The sequence below is a fragment of the Hyphomicrobium sp. 99 genome (assembly GCF_000384335.2).
Taxonomy (GTDB): Bacteria; Pseudomonadota; Alphaproteobacteria; order Rhizobiales; family Hyphomicrobiaceae; genus Hyphomicrobium_B.
This window is the reverse complement of sequence record NZ_KQ031382.1, coordinates 3674054-3693738: the sequence shown is the minus strand read 5'-3', so window position 1 is coordinate 3693738 and position 19685 is coordinate 3674054. Positions and strand designations below refer to the sequence as shown.

The 19685-nt window shown below is 59.6% G+C and carries 19 protein-coding genes; 7 read left to right on the top strand and 12 right to left on the bottom strand.

The genetic code is table 11. The features are described 5' to 3' along the window. Nucleotides 1-3: 3 nt before the first annotated feature. Nucleotides 4-654 carry a DUF1007 family protein gene (locus tag G359_RS17805; protein ID WP_045838199.1) on the bottom strand — a complete coding sequence of 217 codons (651 nt, stop codon included), beginning with the start codon at nucleotides 652-654 and terminating at the stop codon, nucleotides 4-6. A gap of 191 nt (nucleotides 655-845) precedes the next feature. On the opposite strand from G359_RS17805, the gene G359_RS17800 reads away from it, so the two are divergent. Further along, nucleotides 846-1805 carry a zinc ABC transporter substrate-binding protein gene (locus tag G359_RS17800; RefSeq protein WP_045838198.1) on the top strand — a complete coding sequence of 320 codons (960 nt, stop codon included), beginning with the start codon at nucleotides 846-848 and terminating at the stop codon, nucleotides 1803-1805. Nucleotides 1806-1827: 22 nt separating this feature from the next. On the opposite strand, the gene phoB is transcribed toward G359_RS17800, so the two are convergent. From phoB to G359_RS17760, 8 genes are all read right to left on the bottom strand, one after another. Then, nucleotides 1828-2535: a phosphate regulon transcriptional regulator PhoB gene (gene phoB / locus G359_RS17795; protein ID WP_045837203.1), complete on the bottom strand. Its 708-nt coding sequence runs from the start codon at nucleotides 2533-2535 to the stop codon at nucleotides 1828-1830. Between the two features lie 34 nt (nucleotides 2536-2569). Beyond that, nucleotides 2570-3283 carry a phosphate signaling complex protein PhoU gene (gene phoU / locus G359_RS17790; RefSeq protein WP_045837202.1) on the bottom strand — a complete coding sequence of 238 codons (714 nt, stop codon included), beginning with the start codon at nucleotides 3281-3283 and terminating at the stop codon, nucleotides 2570-2572. 42 nt (nucleotides 3284-3325) lie between these two features. Further along, the gene (pstB, locus tag G359_RS17785; protein WP_045837201.1) at nucleotides 3326-4111 is read right to left on the bottom strand and encodes a phosphate ABC transporter ATP-binding protein PstB; all 786 of its coding nucleotides are present in this window, start codon (nucleotides 4109-4111) and stop codon (nucleotides 3326-3328) included. Then, complete coding sequence (pstA, locus tag G359_RS17780; protein WP_045837200.1) at nucleotides 4108-4959, bottom strand: phosphate ABC transporter permease PstA; 852 nt, start codon at nucleotides 4957-4959, stop codon at nucleotides 4108-4110. Before pstA ends, pstB begins: the two co-directional genes overlap by 4 nt. A 2-nt stretch (nucleotides 4960-4961) precedes the next feature. Further along, entirely contained in the window at nucleotides 4962-5945 is a 984-nt protein-coding gene (gene pstC / locus G359_RS17775) for a phosphate ABC transporter permease subunit PstC (RefSeq protein WP_045837199.1), read from the bottom strand. 95 nt (nucleotides 5946-6040) lie between these two features. Next, nucleotides 6041-7096 carry a phosphate ABC transporter substrate-binding protein PstS gene (gene pstS / locus G359_RS17770; RefSeq protein ID WP_045837198.1) on the bottom strand — a complete coding sequence of 352 codons (1056 nt, stop codon included), beginning with the start codon at nucleotides 7094-7096 and terminating at the stop codon, nucleotides 6041-6043. Nucleotides 7097-7477: 381 nt separating this feature from the next. Continuing rightward, complete coding sequence (locus G359_RS17765) at nucleotides 7478-8554, bottom strand: ATP-binding protein (protein ID WP_245280082.1); 1077 nt, start codon at nucleotides 8552-8554, stop codon at nucleotides 7478-7480. Nucleotides 8555-8791: 237 nt separating this feature from the next. Further along, nucleotides 8792-9286 carry an RrF2 family transcriptional regulator gene (locus G359_RS17760; protein ID WP_045837196.1) on the bottom strand — a complete coding sequence of 165 codons (495 nt, stop codon included), beginning with the start codon at nucleotides 9284-9286 and terminating at the stop codon, nucleotides 8792-8794. 215 nt (nucleotides 9287-9501) lie between these two features. Between G359_RS17760 and G359_RS17755 the strand changes: the two genes are divergently transcribed. The 5 genes from G359_RS17755 to G359_RS17735 are packed head-to-tail and all read left to right on the top strand — an operon-like array spanning nucleotide 9502 to nucleotide 15634. Next, nucleotides 9502-10788 (top strand): imelysin family protein, encoded by a 1287-nt coding sequence (locus G359_RS17755; protein ID WP_045837195.1) that lies wholly within the window; start codon nucleotides 9502-9504, stop codon nucleotides 10786-10788. Nucleotides 10789-10835: 47 nt separating this feature from the next. After that, nucleotides 10836-12302: a multicopper oxidase family protein gene (locus G359_RS17750; RefSeq protein ID WP_045837194.1), complete on the top strand. Its 1467-nt coding sequence runs from the start codon at nucleotides 10836-10838 to the stop codon at nucleotides 12300-12302. After that, nucleotides 12299-13474 (top strand): di-heme oxidoredictase family protein, encoded by a 1176-nt coding sequence (locus tag G359_RS17745; RefSeq protein ID WP_045837193.1) that lies wholly within the window; start codon nucleotides 12299-12301, stop codon nucleotides 13472-13474. Before G359_RS17750 ends, G359_RS17745 begins: the two co-directional genes overlap by 4 nt. After that, nucleotides 13471-14541 (top strand): imelysin family protein, encoded by a 1071-nt coding sequence (locus tag G359_RS17740; RefSeq protein ID WP_045837192.1) that lies wholly within the window; start codon nucleotides 13471-13473, stop codon nucleotides 14539-14541. The genes G359_RS17745 and G359_RS17740 overlap by 4 nt, the downstream gene beginning before the upstream one ends. After that, nucleotides 14522-15634 (top strand): DUF1513 domain-containing protein, encoded by a 1113-nt coding sequence (locus G359_RS17735; protein ID WP_045837191.1) that lies wholly within the window; start codon nucleotides 14522-14524, stop codon nucleotides 15632-15634. Before G359_RS17740 ends, G359_RS17735 begins: the two co-directional genes overlap by 20 nt. Here the strand turns inward: G359_RS17735 and G359_RS17730 are convergent. Next, nucleotides 15613-16224, bottom strand: coding sequence for a nucleotidyltransferase family protein (locus G359_RS17730; RefSeq protein ID WP_052699447.1), 612 nt, complete (start codon nucleotides 16222-16224; stop codon nucleotides 15613-15615). The two genes, G359_RS17735 and G359_RS17730, sit on opposite strands and share 22 nt — an antisense overlap. Then, entirely contained in the window at nucleotides 16221-17249 is a 1029-nt protein-coding gene (locus G359_RS17725; RefSeq protein WP_082073002.1) for an XdhC family protein, read from the bottom strand. Before G359_RS17725 ends, G359_RS17730 begins: the two co-directional genes overlap by 4 nt. 71 nt (nucleotides 17250-17320) lie before the next feature. Here G359_RS17725 and rimO point away from each other — a divergent pair, with 71 nt between their 5' ends. Then, nucleotides 17321-18712: a 30S ribosomal protein S12 methylthiotransferase RimO gene (gene rimO / locus G359_RS17720; protein WP_045837190.1), complete on the top strand. Its 1392-nt coding sequence runs from the start codon at nucleotides 17321-17323 to the stop codon at nucleotides 18710-18712. On the opposite strand, the gene G359_RS17715 is transcribed toward rimO, so the two are convergent. Next, nucleotides 18709-19626 carry a cation diffusion facilitator family transporter gene (locus tag G359_RS17715; protein WP_082073001.1) on the bottom strand — a complete coding sequence of 306 codons (918 nt, stop codon included), beginning with the start codon at nucleotides 19624-19626 and terminating at the stop codon, nucleotides 18709-18711. The genes rimO and G359_RS17715 overlap by 4 nt on opposite strands. Nucleotides 19627-19685 lie beyond the last annotated feature (59 nt).

The following is a 19685-nucleotide window of genomic DNA, read 5'->3' as shown; positions in this document are numbered from 1 at the left end:
CTGTCACGACTTTTTACAGGAAATCGCGACGGTCTTGTATGAGCCGAAACCGATGGCACCGGCACCGAACTGCTGCGCCATGGCATCGCCGAGCTTTTTCGCCTGTTCGTCCTGCTTCTCGGCATCGGGATCGATGAGCGTCGCGGCGCATCCTTCAGGGGCGGATGCAAGTTTGACGGCGTCGGTTTTCTCGGGCTGGAAATCGATGAAGTAGGACGGGTCGAAGACTGCAAACGTCAGGCTCTCCGCGCCGGGGGCAAGAGGCTTGGCGAGCGGCAGGTGGAAGTAGAGGCGCAGGACGCCGTTCGTGTATTCGAGGCGCGCATTCGTCGGCGGGGAAAATTCGAGCTGATTTTCGCCGAGCTTTGCGACGGTGAAATAGTTGAACTCCTTCAGGCCATCCATGTTGACCTTCAGAAGGTCGGCCAGTTCGCTCTGGTCGTACTTGCCGTCGTTGTTCGTATCGAGTCCTTCCAGCGCCATCGATGTGTAGGAATCGTCGAAGGTCCACGAGTGGTCGACGCCGGTAACAGCGCCCTTGTCGTAATCGACGGTCAAAACGTAGGTCACCCACATGTGCGGATGAGCCGAGACCGGAACAATCATGGCCAGTATGGCAACGGAGATGAAAGCCGCGAGGCGGTAAGACTTCATAATTTCGAGCACGCTTCGCTCAACCCTTTTATCTAATGCCGGTCGAATCGCCGGACGAACCTAACGGACGCACACCGACCCGGCGAGATTGCGACACGCTATCGGCTATACGGCCTAAAGGGTTGCGACAACGCTTGCGCAAATTCCATAATGGTTGTTATATTATACGCATCAAATGCAAGGAAATGGGCATGATCTGCAGGTTTGCCGGATTTTTTGGGGTTTTTCTTGCGTTGGCGAAAATCTCTGGCGCGGCTGCGGCTGAGACGCCAAAGGTCGTTGTTACGATCAAGCCGATCCATTCGCTCGTCAGCCGGATCATGGACGGCGTCGGCGAGCCGCAGCTCATCGTCGAAGGCTCGGCTTCGCCGCATACCTTCACGTTGAAGCCCTCGACGGCACGGGCCATTCACGATGCCGATGTTTTCGTTCGCGTGTCCGATCAGCTCGAACCCTTCACGCGGAAAATCGTAACGTCGCTGCCTTCGAACGTCACGGTGTTGACGCTCGCGGGGGCGGATGGTGTGACGCTTCTCGATCAGCGTCAGGGTGGCACTTTCGAGAAGCACGAGCATGGGCATGAAGAAGCTGCCGGCAAGGCGGAGGACCATGACGACCATGACGAAGACGGCAAGGATGGGCACATCTGGCTCGATCCGCAAAACGCCAAGGCCATCGTTACCGACGTGGCGAAGACGCTCGAGGCTCGCTATCCCGAGCATGCCGATAAGATCAAAGCCAATACCGCCGCTCTTATCTCGGACCTTGATGCTCTCGACAATCAGCTGACGACGGAACTCAAAGCCTCAACGGGGAAGCCGTTCATCGTCTTTCACGACGCGACACAGTATTTCGAGCATCACTTCGGACAGAAGGCTGCGGGCTCGATCACCGTCAGTCCCGATGTGCCTCCAAGCGCCAAGCGGTTGACTGAAGTTCGGCGCAAGCTGTCGTCGCTTGGCGCTGTTTGCGTCTTCACCGAGCCGAACTTTCAGCCGAATCTCGTAGCCGCCGTGACGGAGGGAACGCACGCGCGTTCCGGAACGATCGATGCCGAGGGGCAAATGCTCACCCCTGGGCCGGGTCTTTACTTCGACCTCATGCGCGGCGTCGCGCACAGTATTTCGAATTGTCTCAACGGGCAGAGCTGAGCCGTTCGATGCCGGAACGGCTTTACTGAGCTTGGGCTTCGGCTTCGCGGCCGTCGAAGACGTATCCAGCACCGCGGACCGTGCGGATCGGATCGCTTTCGTTGCCGCGGATCAGAGATTTCCTGAGGCGTCCGATATGAACGTCCACCGTTCTCTCATCGACCTCGGAGGACTGGCCCCAGACGCGATCGAGTAGCTGGCTACGCGACAGGACGCGGCGCGGGCTTTCCATGAAAACTTCAAGCATCCGGTATTCGGTCGGGCCGAGACGAACTTCGCGGGGCCCGCGCGTCACCTTGTGGGCTCCGCGATCCATCGTGATCTCGCCGGAAACGAGGATATCGCTCATCCGCTCCGGCGACGCGCGCCGAAGCAGTGCCTTGATCCTCGCCATCAACTCCTGGACGGAGAAGGGCTTCGTCACGTAATCGTCGGCGCCGGTCGTCAGCCCCCGCACGCGGTCGTTTTCTTCACCGCGGGCGGTCAACAAAATGATCGGCAGGCTCTGCGTCTCGGAGCGATTGCGAAGGCGCCGGCACAACTCGATCCCGGAGATCTTGGGGATCATCCAGTCGAGTATCGCGAGATCGAAACTTTGCTCCGACAGAAGAAGCTCCGCTTCCTCTCCGTCCCCGGCTTGCACAACGTCATAGCCTTCGGACTGGAGATTGTATTTCAGAAGTTCTGCGAGAGGCGCTTCATCTTCGACGACGATAATCTTAGCTGGCATGGTCTTTGGTCAGTGTTGCTTCAGAGTACATTTGTCATTGACGCGGCGTGATCAGCGTCGACGACGTCTTGTCGCCCTTCGGCCGATCGTCTGCGATGGGGACGCCGTGTACGAGGTAGTAGACGTTCTCGGCGATGTTGGTCGTGTGGTCGCCGATGCGCTCGATGTTCTTGGCGCCGAACAGGAAGTGCGTGCAGATGCCGATATTGCGCGGATCTTCCATCATGTACGTCAGCAATTCGCGGAACAGCGAATTGTACATGGCGTCGACCTGCTGATCATCGCGCCAGACCTGCATCGCTTTCTCGGCGTCGAGCGCGGACAGCGCATCGAGGACGTCGCGGAGCTGGGTCTGCACCATCTCGGTCATGTGGCGCATGCCGGTCATCAACGGCTTCGGATAGGGCTCGTCGGCGATTGCAAGAGCACGCTTGGCGATGTTCTTCGCAAGATCGCCGATGCGTTCGAGATCGGCCGCGACCTTGATGACGGTCATGATGTGGCGAAGATCGTTGGCAAGCGGCTGGCGCCGCGCGATCATGACGATGACCTGCTCTTGGAGCTCACGCTCGAGCTGATCGATCATGACGTCGTCGGATACGGCCTTTTCGGCAAGTTTTGGATCGCGACGCTCGAGTGCATCCATGGCCTGAACGAGAAGCTTCTCTGCGTAGCCGCCCATCTGCGCGATGCGGCGATCGAGAAGTCTCAGCTCATCTTCGTAGGACTTTACGGTGTGTTCGCTCATGGTCTCAATTCCTAAAATCGGATCTTGGCTTGTGGCCACGCATTATCCGAAGCGGCCGGTGATGTAGTCCTGGGTCCGCTTGTCTGATGGGTTCGTAAAAAGTTTTTGGGTGACGCCGAATTCGACGAGTTCGCCCAGATACATAAAGGCGGTACGCTGAGAAACGCGGGCGGCCTGCTGCATGTTGTGCGTCACGATGGCAATCGTGAACTCGTTCTTCAGGTCGTCGATCAGCTCTTCGATCTTCGCAGTCGAGATCGGGTCGAGCGCCGAGCAGGGCTCGTCGAAGAGTATGACTTCAGGACGGATGGCGACGGTGCGTGCGATGCACAGGCGCTGCTGCTGGCCGCCGGAAAGGCTGAGGCCGCTCGAGTTGAGCTTGTCCTTCACTTCTTTCCAAAGCGCGGCCTTCTCGAGCGCGGATTCGACCCGTGCATCGACTTCCGACTTCGGAAGACGCTCATAGAGGCGAATGCCGAACGCGATGTTTTCGTAGATAGTCATCGGGAACGGCGTCGGCTTCTGGAAAACCATGCCGATGCGCGAGCGGAGAAGGTTGAGGTCCTTCATGTCGAGAATGTTCTCGCCATCGAACATCACCTCGCCCTCTGCGTGCTGGCCCGGGTAGAGGTCGTACATGCGGTTCAGAACGCGAAGCAGCGTGGACTTACCGCAGCCCGACGGTCCGATGAAGGCAGTCACCTGCCGCTCATAGAGCGGCAAAGAGATATTCTTCAGGGCAAGGGTCGAGCCGTAGAAGAATTTCAGGTTGCTGACCGAGATCTTTTCGGTAAGCCCTGTGTCCACATCTTTCGACATCAAGTTCATTGCTGCGTCCTCGAAGAGCTTAACCAACGTGCGGCGATGCTAAGTGTCAGCACGGCTGCGGTGATGAGTAGTGCGCCAGTCCAGGCGAGGCGCTGCCAGTCTTCGTAGGGGCTGAGCGCGTACTGGAAGATGACGACCGGCAAGCTGGCCATTGGAGCGTTGAGATTGGTGCTCCAGAACTGGTTGTTCAGTGCGGTGAACAGGAGCGGCGCCGTTTCTCCGCTGACGCGTGCGATTGCCAAGAGCACACCAGTGATCATGCCTGCACGAGCAGCCTTATAGGCAACCTTGCGGATGACCAGTGACTGGGGCAGTCCGAGCGCCGAGGATGCTTCCCGAAGCTGGTTCGGAACCAGAAGCAGCATGTTCTCGGTGGTGCGAACGACCGTTGGAATGACGAGAACGGCGAGAGCGGCTGCGCCGGCGATCGCGGAGAAATGACCCATCGGGCGCACCAGCAATTCGTAAACGAAGAGGCCGGTGACAATGGATGGCGCGCTCAGGAGAATATCGTTGATGAAGCGGATCACCGACGAGACTTTGCTGTAGCGGCCGTACTCCGCGAGATAGGTGCCTGCGAGAATGCCGATCGGCGTGCCGACGACAACGCCGGCGATCGTCATGACGAGGCTTCCGGCGATTGCGTTCAAAAGGCCACCGTCGCTGCCTGGCGGCGGTGTCATTTCGGTGAAGACCTTGGTGCCGAGACCGGCAAAGCCTTTGTAGACGAGCGTCGCCAGAATGACGCCGAGAATAGTCAGGCCGAGGCCCGAGGCAGCCCAGCACAGCGCAACCGTGATGCTGCTTCTGATACGGCGGCGGCGGTATTTCGCGCGATCTAACGCCATGATTATGCTCCCGCCTTCTTCTCGATGCGCATCAACATGAGGCGGGCGAGAGCCAGGACGATAAACGTGATGAAGAAGAGGATCAGGCCGAGGGCGATCAACGAGGATGTGTAGATGTCGCCGACCGCTTCGGTGAATTCGTTGGCGATGGTCGCTGAGATGGTGGTTCCGGGAGCCAGAATGGACCCGGAGATTCGATGGGCGTTACCGATGACGAAGGTGACCGCCATCGTTTCGCCGAGCGCGCGGCCGAGGCCGAGCATGACGCCGCCGATGATGCCGACGCGCGTGTAGGGAATGACGACGTTGCGAACGACTTCGCGAGTCGTCCAACCCATGCCGTAGGCCGCTTCCTTCAAGACCGGTGGAACCGTTTCGAAGACGTCACGGCAGACGGCGGTTATGAACGGAAGGACCATCATTGCCAGGATCAAGGCAGACGTCAGGATGCCGATGCCGTAGGGCGGGCCGGCGAATAGCTGATTGAGGACCGGTACGTTCTTGAACGTCGCGATCAACTCCGGCTGGACGTAGCGCTGGATGACGGGTGCGAAGAAAAACAGGCCCCAGATGCCGTAGATGATGCTCGGCACGCCGGCCAAAAGCTCGATCGCGATGCCGATCGGACGGCGAAGCGCCATCGGGCAGAGTTCGGTCAGAAACACGGCGATGCCGATGCTGATGGGCACGGCGACGAGCATCGCGATGACCGATGTGACGACCGTTCCATAGATTGGAGCGAGGGCGCCGAATTGCTCGGTAACGGGGTTCCAGACTTCGGTCGTGAGGAAGCTCAAACCAAACGTTTGGAATGCGAGATATCCGCCTAGAACGAGAGAGGCGAAAATCGCTCCGAGAAGAATGAGGACGAAATACGCGGACGACATGGTCAGGCCGCGGAAGAAGACATCTGTCGTGCGAAGACCTTCGAGAACTTTGCGCCGAGCTGTCGCCGCAGCTGTCGCTTGAGAGTTAGCGTCTGCCATGAAGGTCAAGATATCGCTCCGGACTAAGGAAAACTCGGCATCTTATAAACAAATCGAGAAGCGCCCGCACGGAGCGCTTCTCGTCGTTCTGTAGATTAGTTCGAGAAGACCGGCTTGTTGTCCTCGCCGACGACGCCTTCCCAGCTCTTCTTGACGAGAGCTACGACGCTGTCGGGAAGCGGAACGTAATCAAGCGCTTCGGCTTCCTTGCTGCCGTGTGCATAGGCCCAGTTGAAGAACTTCAGGGCTTCCTTAACGGCTGCGACGTCCGTCGGCTTCTTGTGGATGAGGATGAACGTCGGGTTGGTGATCGGCCAAGATTCGGCGCCAGCCTGCTCCGTCAGGATCACGCCCATACCGGGAGCTGAAGTCCAGTCTGCGCCAGCAGCGGCGGCCTGGAAAGCAGAGATCACCGGAGCAACCGTCTTGCCGTCCTTGTTGACCAGCTTCGTGTAGGAGAGCTTGTTCTGCTTGGCGTAGGCGTATTCGACGTAGCCAATCGAACCCTTCGTCTGCATCACGTTGTTGGCGACGCCTTCGTTGCCCTTGGCGCCGAGGCCGACGGGGAACTGGACGGACGTGTTCGAGCCGATCTTCGCTTTGAAGTCAGCGCTGACTTTCGAGAGGTAGTTCGTCCAGACGAACGTCGTGCCCGATCCGTCAGAGCGGAAAACAGCGGCGATGGCGTCCGAAGGAAGCTTCACGCCGGGGTTCAGCTTCTGGATTGCCGGGTCGTTCCAGGCGGTGATTTCGCCGAGGTAGATCTTTGCGAGCGTCGGGCCGTCGAATACGAGTTCGCCCGGCTTGATGCCTTCGAGGTTAACGACCGGGACGATGCCGCCCATGACGGTCGGGAACTGTACGAGGCCGTTCTTCTCGAGGTCTTCGCCCGAGAGCGGCTTGTCGGTCGCGCCGAAGGTTACAGTGTTGGCTTCGATCTGCTTGATGCCGCCGCCCGAACCGATCGACTGATAGTTCAGTCCAACGTTCGTCTCTTTCTTATAGGTGTCGGCCCACTTGGCGTAGATCGGATAGGGGAACGTAGCGCCGGCGCCGGAAATGTCCGCCGCGTTGGCGGGAGCGGTTACGGCAGCCGTCGCGGCGAATGCCGCAAAAAGCGCCAGAAATGACTGTTTCACTGTGGTCTCCATTTGTTGAACGGCGGGCTAAGAGCCCTCGCCACTCCATTGCCGAGCTGAGCTCGGCCCGCACTCTCTAGTCCAGTAAGGTCACGGCTATGTGAAACGTTAATGCCTTGTTTTAGAGAAACCTTTTCCTCGGCACTCTCGTCTCAGGCAGCAGTGGTTTCGGGTCTCTTAAATCGGTTCCCGTCAACTCATGCTAGTTACGAGCATTAGTCTTAGGAGCGCCGCGTCCTTCCCCAAGGCGCGCGGTGCGGTGAACTCGGCATACTGAAAGTGGAAGCCGCATAGCGGCGTGCTCTCAAAATACTTTCGTCCCTCACCGGGGACACTTCTAGCGATGAGACGCAATAGATTTGTGACAGTGCAACCGATTGATAATGAATTGTTTTATTTGTAGGCTGGCAGAATGACATCAAAAGTCGTTCCTTTGCCAACCACCGATTGGACGGAAAGTTCTCCTTCGTGGCGGTTCAGGACGTGCTTAACGATGGCGAGGCCGAGGCCGGTCCCGCCAATGCGACGGGAATGTTCGGCGCTGACACGGTAAAAACGCTCTGTAAGCCGGGGCAAATGCTCAGGGGCGATCCCAGGTCCGTCGTCGGCAATTGCAATAAACGCGCGCGCGCCGACGCTTTCCGGGCGAACGCTTGCTTTCTTTTTCAGTGAGATTTTCACCGTGCCGCCGTCCCGGCCGTATTTGACGGCATTTTCGACGAGGTTGTGGAAGACTTGAAACAGTTCGTCGCGATCGCCCATCGCCACCAATTCGCCGCTCGCGGATTCGACATCGATCGAAATGCTCCGTTCTTCAGCGAACGGGGACAGAGACCTTATGACGTCTTCGATCAAATCATTCAGATCGACGCGGCCCGTCGGCTTGAGGTTGGCCTTTTCTTCGACGCGACTGAGCAAAAGGAGATCGTCGATCAGGCGAGTCATGCGTTCGGCTTGATCGGCCATAATCGCGAGGAATCGCTCGCGTGCTGCTTCGTCGTTTCGAGCCGGGCCCTGAAGCGTCTCAATGAAGCCGCGTACAGAAGCGAGCGGCGTGCGCAATTCGTGGCTGGCGTTGGCGATGAAATCCGCGCGCATTTCGAGCAGGCGACGCTGCTCGGATTCATCATGGATGGTAATTAGTACGGCAACGGGCTGATGCTGTTTATCGCCGCCGAGCGGCGTCACCGTCGCGATGAGACGTTGGCCCATGCTGCCTCGGGGGACGAGGTGCGCCGTTTGCTTCGCGCCCTTTTCGAAGGCTCCTGAAACGGCGGCGATCAGTTCGGGGTCACGATTGACGTGCTCGAGTGGTGCGCCTTGCTTCAATCGATCGAAAAGGCTCAACGCAGCTTCGTTATAATTCAGAATTACGGATGCCGGGTCGAGGATGATCGCAGGATTGGGCATTGCCGCCGCAAGATCCGTCCATGTGAGCATCTTGTCGGAACTTGAGTTCAAACCCGCCATTTGATTCGCTTTTTGATCGAGTGCAGCACGCGGCCAAGCCAGCAGAGCGAACACTCCTGACCCCAAGCCACATGCAAAGAAAAGGATGGTGCGCAGCGGTTCGCTCACCCAAATCCATGTAGGAATGAGTGCGAGAAGCGCACCTGCGGCTAGCGCGGCAAATCGTAAACGGAAGCTTTCACGGGTCATATCCCGTGCAAGTATCTCCGATGAGCGGGATAAGCTAGTGAGCAAGGGTTAACTTCGCCGCGAACTGCGAGCCGCCGGTTTTTTACTTCGGACCTTGGAACTCCGATTATCTTCGTCCGGCTCTTCGGTCGTTCTGAGGCCCATGGGGGACCGCACCGCAAGCTCGGCAAGCGAATGCTGATCGAGCACGGTGATGAATGCAGCCAGAGCGTCGTCGAACATGGCGTTGATATTGCCAGGGTCCGTATCGCTCGACTTCGGATCGATACCGCCCTCGACTTGTACTCGTGTTACTTCTATCGCGCGGACGACGTCGCCGATCTTGATGGAGGCGGCGGGTTTCGCGAGGCGCACACCGCCATTGGGTCCCCTCACGGCTGCAAGGAAACCCGCGTGCGAGAGGATATGCACAATCTTGAATACATTCTGCTTCGTAACGCCGAGCCGATCGGAGACGTCGGCGACTTTTACGAGTTGATCGCCGGCTAGCGCGCAATCGATCAGAATGCGGATGGCGTGGCCGGTCTGCTTCGTCAAGCGCATCTGTGATTACCCGGTGCCGCGCGGCCGCGGCTCAAAAATCCTGTGCCTTGCTTGTTTCACAAATCTTATCGGCGTGGCAAGGGGCGGACCACACGGAGTTCACTTGACAGGCGGCCCGCGCCGCATTCTATACCAGCGCGGTAAATAATCGGATCCCCGAGGATCCCTGCACGCAATTTTGTGCCGCCTAAACCTAGCTTGCTACGGAGACTGAGATGTCGAAAAAGGCGTTTGCATGGGCCTGCGCAACTCAATTGGCGCTGGCGGCCGTCTTTGTTGCCGGAGCGCCAGTCTTCGCGGCGCCCGCGACGAAAGATATCATCAAGAATTACGGGGACGTCGCCGAGGCGATGTACTCGGATGCGCTGGCCAAGGCCAAGGATCTCGATAAATCGATCGACGCCTTGCTGGCAGCGCCGAGCGCCGAAACGTTGCAAGCCGCTCGTGAGGCGTGGAAAGCGTCGCGCGTTCCCTACATGCAGACGGAAGGCTTTCGCTTCGGCAACAAGATCGTCGACGATTGGGAAGGCAACGTAAACTCGTGGCCGCTCGATGAAGGCTTGATCGATTATGTCGACGCGGCGAGCTACGGCGACACCAAGGAAGAAAATCCTCTCTACACGGCGAATATTATCGCTAACAAGAAGATCCGCCTTGGTCCTAAAATTCTCGACGCTTCGAAGATCGATAAGAAGGTCATCGGCCAGCTCAACAGCGCTTTGAATGTCGAGGCGAACGTCGGCACTGGATATCACGCGATCGAGTTTTTGCTCTGGGGCCAGAACCTCCATAAGCCCGGCGTCAAATCGGGTGAGCGGCAAGCGAGCGACTACGATCTCAAGAACTGCACGCATGAAAATTGCGATCGCCGCCGCGACTATCTGAAGGCCGCTTCAGACTTGCTCGTCGATGACCTGAGTGAAATGGTCGACAACTGGAAGCCGGACGGCGCGGCGCGCAAGGCCCTCGCTGAGCAGGATGAGAGCGCGCAGCTTTCGACGATTTTGACCGGCCTCGGCTCTCTTTCATACGGTGAGCTTGCGGGTGAACGCATGAAGCTCGGCGTGCTGCTGCACGATCCGGAAGAGGCGCACGACTGCTTCTCGAACAACACGCATAACAGCCATTACTACGACGAAGTCGGCATGATCGCACTCTGGAACGGCAAATACGCCGGTGCCAGCGCGAAGAGCGGGCCGAGCATTGCCGAACTCGCACGCGAAAAGGCGCCGGATGCCGCAAAGCGGGTCGACGAGGCGATGGCGACGACGCTCGAGAAGATGCAGGCCATCAAGACCAAGGCCGATTCCGGCGAGATGCTCTACGACCAGATGCTCGAAGCCGGCAACGACCAGGGCAACAAGCTCATCCTCGATGCAGTCGATTCTCTCGTCGCACAGGCACGAGCAATTGAAGGCGTCGTTGCTGCCTTGAACCTCAAGGTGAAGATCGAGGGTTCGGATAGCCTCGATGATCCGGACAAGGTCGCCAAGGCGAAATAATTGGTTTACCCGGGTACAACAGCTGCTGCTTTCGATGAGGTCTTCGCATGGTGACACGCAGAGACCTCATCGCTGGTGCTGCAGCCTTTTCAGGAAGCGCCGCCGCGGGTTTTCTCGCGGTGGGGCGCCGGGTCGAAGCGCGTGCTGTCGACCCGCAAGATGTCATTGCGCGGCCTATCGCAGATGGCGTCAAGGCCGTCACTTTCGATCTCGCGGAGCGGCCGACGGCGCTTCCGTGCTTCGACGGCAAAACGTTGCCGCTATGGACGTTCGAGGCCGGTACGACGTTTCCAATCGTGCGCATGAAGCTCGGCGAGCGGTTCGATACGGTCTTCAAAAACAATCTGCCGGTGCCGGGCGAGGTCGCGTCAATCCATTGGCACGGGCTCAGAATTCCGAACGATCAAGATGGCGTCCCCTACATGACGCAGCAGCCGATCGCGCAGGGGGCTGAAGGCCATTATTCCTTCGTGCCGCCGGATACGGGATCGTTCTTCTTTCATACGCACTGCAATTCGACGGAGCATTTCGGGCGTGGCCTGATCGGCGTTCTGATCGTCGAGGGCGACGAGATCTCTCCGCCCGACGCGGAAGTCGTGCTGCTGATGAAAGATTGGCGCATCGGTCCCGATGGCGCATTCTTGCCGTTTACGACGGACGAGGGCGCGGCCAAGGGCGGCACGCCGGGAACCGTTCGCTCGGTCAACGGCGAGAGATCTCCCGTTTTCACCGTTCCGTCGTCGGCTGACGTTCGCATTCGCTTCTACAATCTCGATCCGATGCGCATTTCCGAAATCGGATTCGAGAATGCGGAAGCGGCGATCATCGCGGTCGACGGCAATGGGCTTCCCCCAATTCCGCTCGAATCCTGGCGGATGGGCACATCCATGCGCCTCGACATTCTGTTGCGTTCGGCGCCGCCGGGAGAGTCGATCAAGCTCTTCGACTATTTTTCGAAAGAGCCGTACGTTCTCGCGGAATTCAAGTCGGAGGGTCCGCCGAAGCGCACGGGTAAGTTCGAGGCGACGCCTCTGAAAGTGATGCCGTTTCCGAAGCTCGACGAGGCTTCGGCGCAGAGGATACCGTTTGAATTCTCGGCGACGCCTACTGGCGCTTCCATCGCTGCGGCGGGTGCGGTTTCAGACATTCAGATCGGACCGCTCTGTCTCGCAAAACGGACGTTCTGGGCGATCAACAAGGAAGCTTGGCCCGGACACGATCATAAGGATCTGGGACCCCCATTCGCGGTTCTGAAATCCGGCAACAGCTACATTTTCGAATTGAAGAACACGACACCCCGCGCGCATCCGATCCATATTCATGGGCACACATTCGAAGTATTGAATTCGAGCCTGCGTCATATTCCGCGCGTTCGCTGCGATACGGTGCTTCTGCTTCCCAACGAGCGTATCGAGGTTGGTGTCGTCGCAGGCGATCCCGGAAAATGGATGTTCCATTGCCATATTCTCGAACATCAAGAAGCCGGCATGATGGGCTACATCGAGGTCGTGTGAACGGTTGGTTGCGCGTCTCGATTGTACTGCTGTTCGTTGCTGTCTCGCCCGGTGATGTGCTGCGTGCGGATCAACTGGATGCGGCTGTCGGGAAGGCGCTTTTCGACCGTCAATGGATTCCGGCGCCCGCTTCGACCAAGGCCACCGACGGGCTCGGGCCGCTCTTCTCGTCGCGATCCTGCACGGGCTGCCATTCGCGCGGAGAGGGCGCTCACGTCGTGACGGGTGACGATGAGAAGCCGGATATCGCCGGTGCCGTCGTCCGTTTCGGAAAGAAGGACGGGACGACCGATCCTTATTACGGCTTACAACTGCAAACCAATGCGGTGCCCACGCTGATGCCGGAAGGGCATGCGCGCTTTCTCCCTGATCTCAAATACAACCTGACTGGTCCTGCGCTGGCGGATGGGGTGCACACCAGTGTTCGGCTTGCTCCGCCGCTTTTCGGCAGGGCGGCGTTCGATGAGGTTCCAGACGAAGAAATTTTGAAGCGCGCAGTTCCCGGCGATCGCAGCGGCGACGGCGTCAAGGGGCGTGCGAACGTCACGGCGCAGGGGATCGGACGCTATGGCTGGAAAGCAGCGCACGTGACGCTGGACGATCAGATCGCGCACGCTTTCGCGATCGATATCGGATTATCGAGCCCGAAAATGCCGTTCCCATATGGCGACTGCACGAAGCTCGAGACGGCGTGCCTCGCTTTGCCCAACGGTGAAAGCCCGGAATTCGACGGGCGCGAGATTTCCGTGTCGATGCTCGGGTTCGTCGGCAGCTATATCAAAACACTCCGCGAGCCAGGGGATGCGGGGGATTTCCCCGGCGCTGCCATCTTTGCCGCGACGGGATGCGCCGATTGCCACGTACCCAGGTTAGTTGCGCGAGATGGACGGCAAATTCCCGCCTTCACCGATCTGCTTCTTCACGATATGGGTCCTCTGCTCGACGATGGTGTTGGCGAGCCGGGCGTCAAGTCGTCGGAATGGCGGACTGCCCCGCTCATCGGTCATCGTTTACCTTCCGAGCAGCGTCGTTTTCTCCATGACGGGTCGGCTGCGACTGTAGAAGAAGCGATCGGGAAACATTGCGGCGAGGCTGAGCGTAGCCGCAATCTTTTCGAAGCGCTCTCGCCAGACGACAAGAAGCGGCTCGTCGAATATGTGAACGGGTTATGATGATACGAAAAGCGACGCTGGTCGGATTCTCGATCTTCGCACTGATTATTCAAGCCGTCGGCGTCGCCGCCAGCGAACCCATCACACACGAGGGGATGGTGAAGGCGGCGATCGAGAAGCACATCATCCCGCATTTCGATGCGCTGAAGACGGCAGCGGCGCCGTTGCCCGCGGCGGTCGTAAACGTTTGCAAGACGGGATCGGCCGATGCCAACCGCGAGCTTTCGGAGCGGTTTGCGAAGGTGGTCGAAGCCTATGCGGGTGTCGATTTTCTTCGCTTCGGGCCGATGCTCGAAAAGGGCCGTCGCGAGCAGCTTTCATTCTGGCCCGATCCGCGGGGATATCTGGCGCGGCAGATGCGCCTCATTCTCACGAAGCAAGATGCAACGCTTTCTCAGCCGGATGCGATCGGCAAGCAGAGTGCAGCGGTGCAAGGGCTGACCGCGCTGGAATTCTTGATGCAGGACAAGGACGTACCGCTCGGTCCGGGCGAGCCTGCGCGTTATCGTTGCGTCGTCGCGGAGGCGATTGCGGCAAATGTCGTTCGTCTGACGGATGAGATCACGACCGGGTGGGAGAAGCCGGGCGGCTGGGCCGACAGGATGCTTCATCCCGGGCCTGAGAACGAAACGTATAAAAATTCGGAGGAAGCCGCTGTCGAAGTCGTCAAGGCTTTGATTGTCGGACTGTCGCTGACGGCGGATCTCCAGATCAAGCCGCAGATCGATCCCAAGATCCATTTGAAGCCGCCTTACGAGAAATCGGGACTGCAGAAGCCGTTCTATGCTGCCAGCATCGCGTCGCTGCACGAACTCTACAATGCGCTGCAGCTCGAAGATTATCTGACGCCGGATAAGCGTTGGATGAAGGATTGGGTTGCCGGAACGTGGCGCGCGCTTGAATCGAGCGACGGCGCGGGCGGCCGTGCATCGCATGCGGAGCGCGATGAGCCTCCGACGCCGCGGGAGGTTTTCGACCGGGCGAACGGGCTTCGCAACATGGTGTCCAACCGGCTGTCGGTGGCAGCCAAGCTAACGGTAGGGTTCAATGAACTCGATGGTGATTGATCGGAGATCGTTGCTGCTCGGCACGCTGGCGTTCGTCGGCACGGCGCCGATGAGTGGGGCTCTGGCAATGGGCGCGAACGATATCGCGTACGTGAGTGCCGCGAGGCGAGCCGAAGGCTCTTACAGCGTGCTTCTTCTTCGCGCCGATGGATCGGTTGTCCGAGAGGTCGCGCTGTCGGGCCGTGGTCACGACATAGCGATTCACCGTCCTTCAAACAGGGTGGCCGTCTTTGCGCGGCGGCCGGGCACCTTCGCGGTCGCGTTCGACTTGGACAAGACACGTCCGCCGGATGTTTTCACGCCTGGGGAAGGGCGGCACTACTTCGGTCACGGCAGTTTCTCGCAAGACGGGCGGCTGCTCTACGCGTCGGAAAACGACATCGACAGCGGACAGGGCGTTATCGGGATCTACGACGTCGCTTCGGGCTTCAAGAAGATCGGTGAGCATCCGAGCTACGGCACCGGGCCGCACGAGATCATGCTGCTGGCGGACGGCAGGACGATTGCCGTCGGAAACGGCGGCCTCGATACGGTGCCGGACGCGGGCCGCGAAAATCTCAACGTCGATACGATGGAGCCGTCTCTGGCGTTCGTCGATGCCGTTACCGGGAAGCTCATCGCGAAGCACGATATGACGGGCGATCTCAAATCGCTTTCGATCCGGCACGTCACGCAGGATGCGACGGGGCTCGTGTGGTTCGGGGCTCAATGGGAAGGCAGTCCGAGCGAGACGCCGCAGCTCGTCGGCAGCGCGGGTCCGGATCGGGCGCTGAAGCTCATCGAACAGCAGGCCAAGGGCGGCAGCGATCTCAAGGGATATATCGGCGCGATGGCGGTCAGCGCCGACGGGCGGACGATTGCGGCCAGCGCTCCGAAGGCTGGCCATGTGCTCTATGTCGATACAGCGACCGCAAAAGTCGTCGGACAGAGCGACTTGAAGGACGTGTGTGGGCTCTCGTCATATGGCGAGGCAGACTTCGCAGCATCATCGGGCTTCGGCGTCGTGCGTTATGAAACGGCGCAGGCATCGACGATCACCGAGCATGAGCTTCAGGATATCGCGTTCGACAATCACTTGCGGCGCGTCGTCTGATCCGCGGCGACAAAGGTCTCGAGATCGGCGCGCGTATCTATGTCGGTAAAGGCGCCGGGTTCATCGCAGGTCACCGGGTGCCAGAGATCTTGATGATCCGCGAGTACCGAACGGCCGCCCGTGTCGCCTGATACCGCTCCAAGCGCCGCAAACAGCGACCGTGGCCAGATGATCGGATGTCCGCGCCGGCCATCGGTTGAGACGGGAAAAACGATTGCGCCGGGATTGTCCTCGAAGGCCGATATCAGCGTATCCACAGGTGTGGTCGTAATTCCCGGCATATCGGCGAGGGCGATCAGTAGCCCATCGGCGGATTGGTCGATGCTGCGAAGGCCCGCGCGCAGAGAGGTCGAGAGCCCGTCACGGGCGCGGGGATTTTCGACGAGCCGCCAACGACCGGGTCCTGCCGCCTTTGCAACGGCATCATCCCGGCTGGCGGTCACCAGAACAATGTCGCCGATTTTCGATTGTTCGAGCGCCGTACAGACATGCCGGACGATCGGCACACCGTTGATTTCAACGAGCAGCTTGTGACCATCCTCAAAGCGCGACGAGCTTCCAGCCGCGAGGATGAGCGCGGCGAGTTTCACTCCGGCTCTTTCCGGAAGGCAGAGATGATCTGCCCGAGGATCGAGACCGCGATTTCGCCGGCCGTCTCAGCCTCGATATCGAGGCCGACGGGGGCGTTGATGCGCGCAATGTCGGCATCCGTAAAGCCCGCGGCTTTCAGCCGTTCGACGCGCTTTGCGTGCGTGCGCCGCGAGCCGAGTGCGCCGATGTAACGGCACGGCGACTTGAGCGCGATGGTCAGCGCTTCGTCATCGATATGGTCGACGTGCGTGAGGGTCACGACTGCCGAAAACGGATCGGCTATCATTTTCTTGAAGCACTCTTCCGGCCATCCGGCGATGATCTGCGACGCATCGAAACGCGCCGGGTTTGCAAATGCGGTTCTGGGATCGACGACCTTGACGTCATATCCTGACGCAGTCGCCATCGTTGCGAGATGCTGGGCAATGTGCGTTGCGCCCACGATGATGATGCGCGGTGGCGGGGTCAGTGCGTGGAGAAATGTCTCGCCGCTTTTATCGACGGCGCTGTGGGCACGCCGGACCGCTTCAGCGATCGCCGGGTCGGTCGTCGCGGTTCCATCGTGGATTTCGCGGGTGCCGTCCGAGAGATGCGTCGTGATGACGATGGGAGCGCGGTTGGCTGCGGCTTCGTCCAATCGTTTGATGAAGTCGAGGTCGGCTTTCGGATCGAGGCGCGAGACGTAAACGCGTATCTTGCCGCCGCAGGCGAGGCCAGCGCGCCACGCGGTTTCATCGGCGATGCCGAAGTTTAACGTCTCCGGTTTCCCGGTGTCGATCACATCGAGGCCCGCGCTGATGACGTCCGCTTCGACGCAGCCTCCTGAAACGGAGCCCTGAAACTCGTCGACGCCCGCGATTACCATTTGGCCACCGGCACGGACGGGTGCGGAGCCCCAGGTGTCAATCACCGTCGCAATGGCGACCGGACGCCCGGCTTCGAGCCAAGCCCTTGCAGCCGCCCGTGGATTGGTGAGCGGGGCGCTGGTTTTGGCGGCAACTTGGTCGGTTTGCAGGTCGGTCACGGGGCTATCTTCAGAGAGCTGCTATAGTGTCGCGATTGCGCTTGCGAGGCCCGAAGGCTAGAAGCGCGAACATGGCGAGACCCTCAGCAAAGATCAAGGCAAAGGCAAGTGCAAAGGTACGGCGGCTAGCGCATGGCTCTGCCGCGCCGCAACCGCGCACGCCCAAGGTCGGGTTCGTTTCGCTCGGGTGCCCGAAGGCGCTGGTCGACAGCGAACGCATCATCACGAAGCTCAGATCGGAAGGTTATTCGATCGCGCGGGACTATTCGGGCGCCGACGTCGTCGTGGTGAACACGTGCGGTTTTCTCGATTCCGCCAAGAAGGAAAGTCTCGACGCCATCGGCGAAGCGATGAACGGCAATGGCCGGGTGATCGTGACGGGCTGCTTCGGCGTGGAAGAGGACCGGATTCGCGAGGCGCATCCGGGCGTTCTCGCCGTAACGGGGCCGCATCAATACGAGCAGGTCGTTGAAGCCGTCCACGATGCCGTGCCGCCGCTGCATGATCCCTTTCTCGATCTCGTGCCGCCCGAGGGGCTTAGGCTCACGCCGCGCCATTACGCTTATCTGAAGATTTCCGAAGGTTGCAACAACCGGTGCACGTTCTGCATCATCCCGTCGTTGCGGGGCGATCTCGCCAGCCGGCCTGCGAACCACGTGATGACCGAGGCTGAACGCCTCGTCAGCGCGGGTGTCAAAGAATTGCTCGTCATCAGTCAGGATACGAGCGCCTACGGTCTCGATCTGAAGTATGCGGAAAGCCCGTGGAAGGGCGGATCGCTCAAAGCGCGGTTCCTCGATTTGTCACGGGCGCTGGGCGATCTCGGTGCGTGGGTGCGGATGCACTACGTCTATCCGTATCCCCACGTCGACGACGTCATTCCGTTGATGGCCGAAGGCAAGATTCTGCCCTATCTCGACATTCCGTTTCAGCACGCCTCTCCGGCCGTGTTGAAGGCGATGCGCCGTCCGGCGTCGCAGGAGAAAACGGCAGAGCGTATCCGCCGCTGGCGCGACGTCTGTCCCGACCTCGCCATTCGCTCGACGTTCATCGTCGGGTTTCCGGGCGAGACGGAAGAAGATTTCCAGTTCCTGCTCAACTGGCTGAAGGAAGCGAAGATCAACCGTGCCGGCTGCTTCAAATATGAAGCCGTGGACGGCGCGCGGGCCAACGCGATCGAGGGCGCGGTTCCGGAAGAGGTGAAGGAAGAGCGCTGGCATCGCTTCATGGTCGCGCAGAAGGACGTCAGCAGTGAGATGCTGCAAGCGAGAGTGGGCTCGACGATCGACATCATCATCGATGAAGTCGACGAAGAGGGCGCAATCGGGCGCTCGAAGTGGGATGCGCCCGATATCGACGGCAACGTGTTCCTGAACGGCGAAGACGAACTCAAAGCGGGCGACATGATCCGCGGCAAGGTCATCGAAGCCGATGAATACGATCTCTGGGCTGTTCGCGCTTAAAGCGGTACGGCCCCCGATTCTTCGGGCTTCGCCTTGTATTCCGGCTCGACGTGGATCACGACCTCCGAGCCTATGATGCTCCGTTCGATCGCATCTTCGAGCCGGTCGCAAATGACGTGCGCGTCGTCGACGCTCATCGAGCCTGGTACGACGAGGTGAAATTCGATGAACAGCGCGCGGCCGGCTTGCCTGGTGCGGATGTCGTGGGCCTCGAGCGCGCCGTGACCATTTGCTTCGATGACACCGCGAATCCGGCCTTCGATTTCGGGGCTCGCAGCCTGATCCATCAATCGCGACATGGATTCCGTCGCTATCCTGTAGCCCACGAATAGAATGTGCAGCGCGACCACTGCGGCGATCAATGGGTCGAGGAAGTACCAGCCCGTCAGGATCGCGACCGTCAGGCCGACGACGACGCCGACCGACGTGATGACATCCGTAAACAGGTGCTGGCCGTCAGCGACAAGTGCGGGTGAGCGCCATTCCGTGCCCCGCCGGATCATCGACCACGCCCAAGCGGCATTGATGACCGTGGACAGGACGTTGATTGCGAGGCCAAGACCCGGGTGCTCGAACTCGACGCCGTTGACGATGCCTGAGTAGGCTTTGATCAGAATGAGCAGCGCAGCAACGGCGATCATCGCGCCTTCGAACATGGCTGCGAGGAACTCGGCCTTGTAATGGCCGAAGGGATGATCGGCGTCGGCAGGTTTGGCGCTCAGGCGGATGGCGCTGTAGGCGGCGACCGCAGTCATCACGTTGACGATGCTTTCGAGCGCATCGGAGAAGAGAGCAACCGATCCGGAAACCGCGTAGGCGATATATTTCAACGTAACGACCGTCAGCGCCACAGCGATATTGATCGCGGCGATCCGTGCAACTCGGTCGTTCATTTTTGCAGTGGCAGTGGACATTAGGAGCGGTGTTCCGTCGATGGCGATGCATGTGTCTTATATTTCGAATCGCAGCGCCA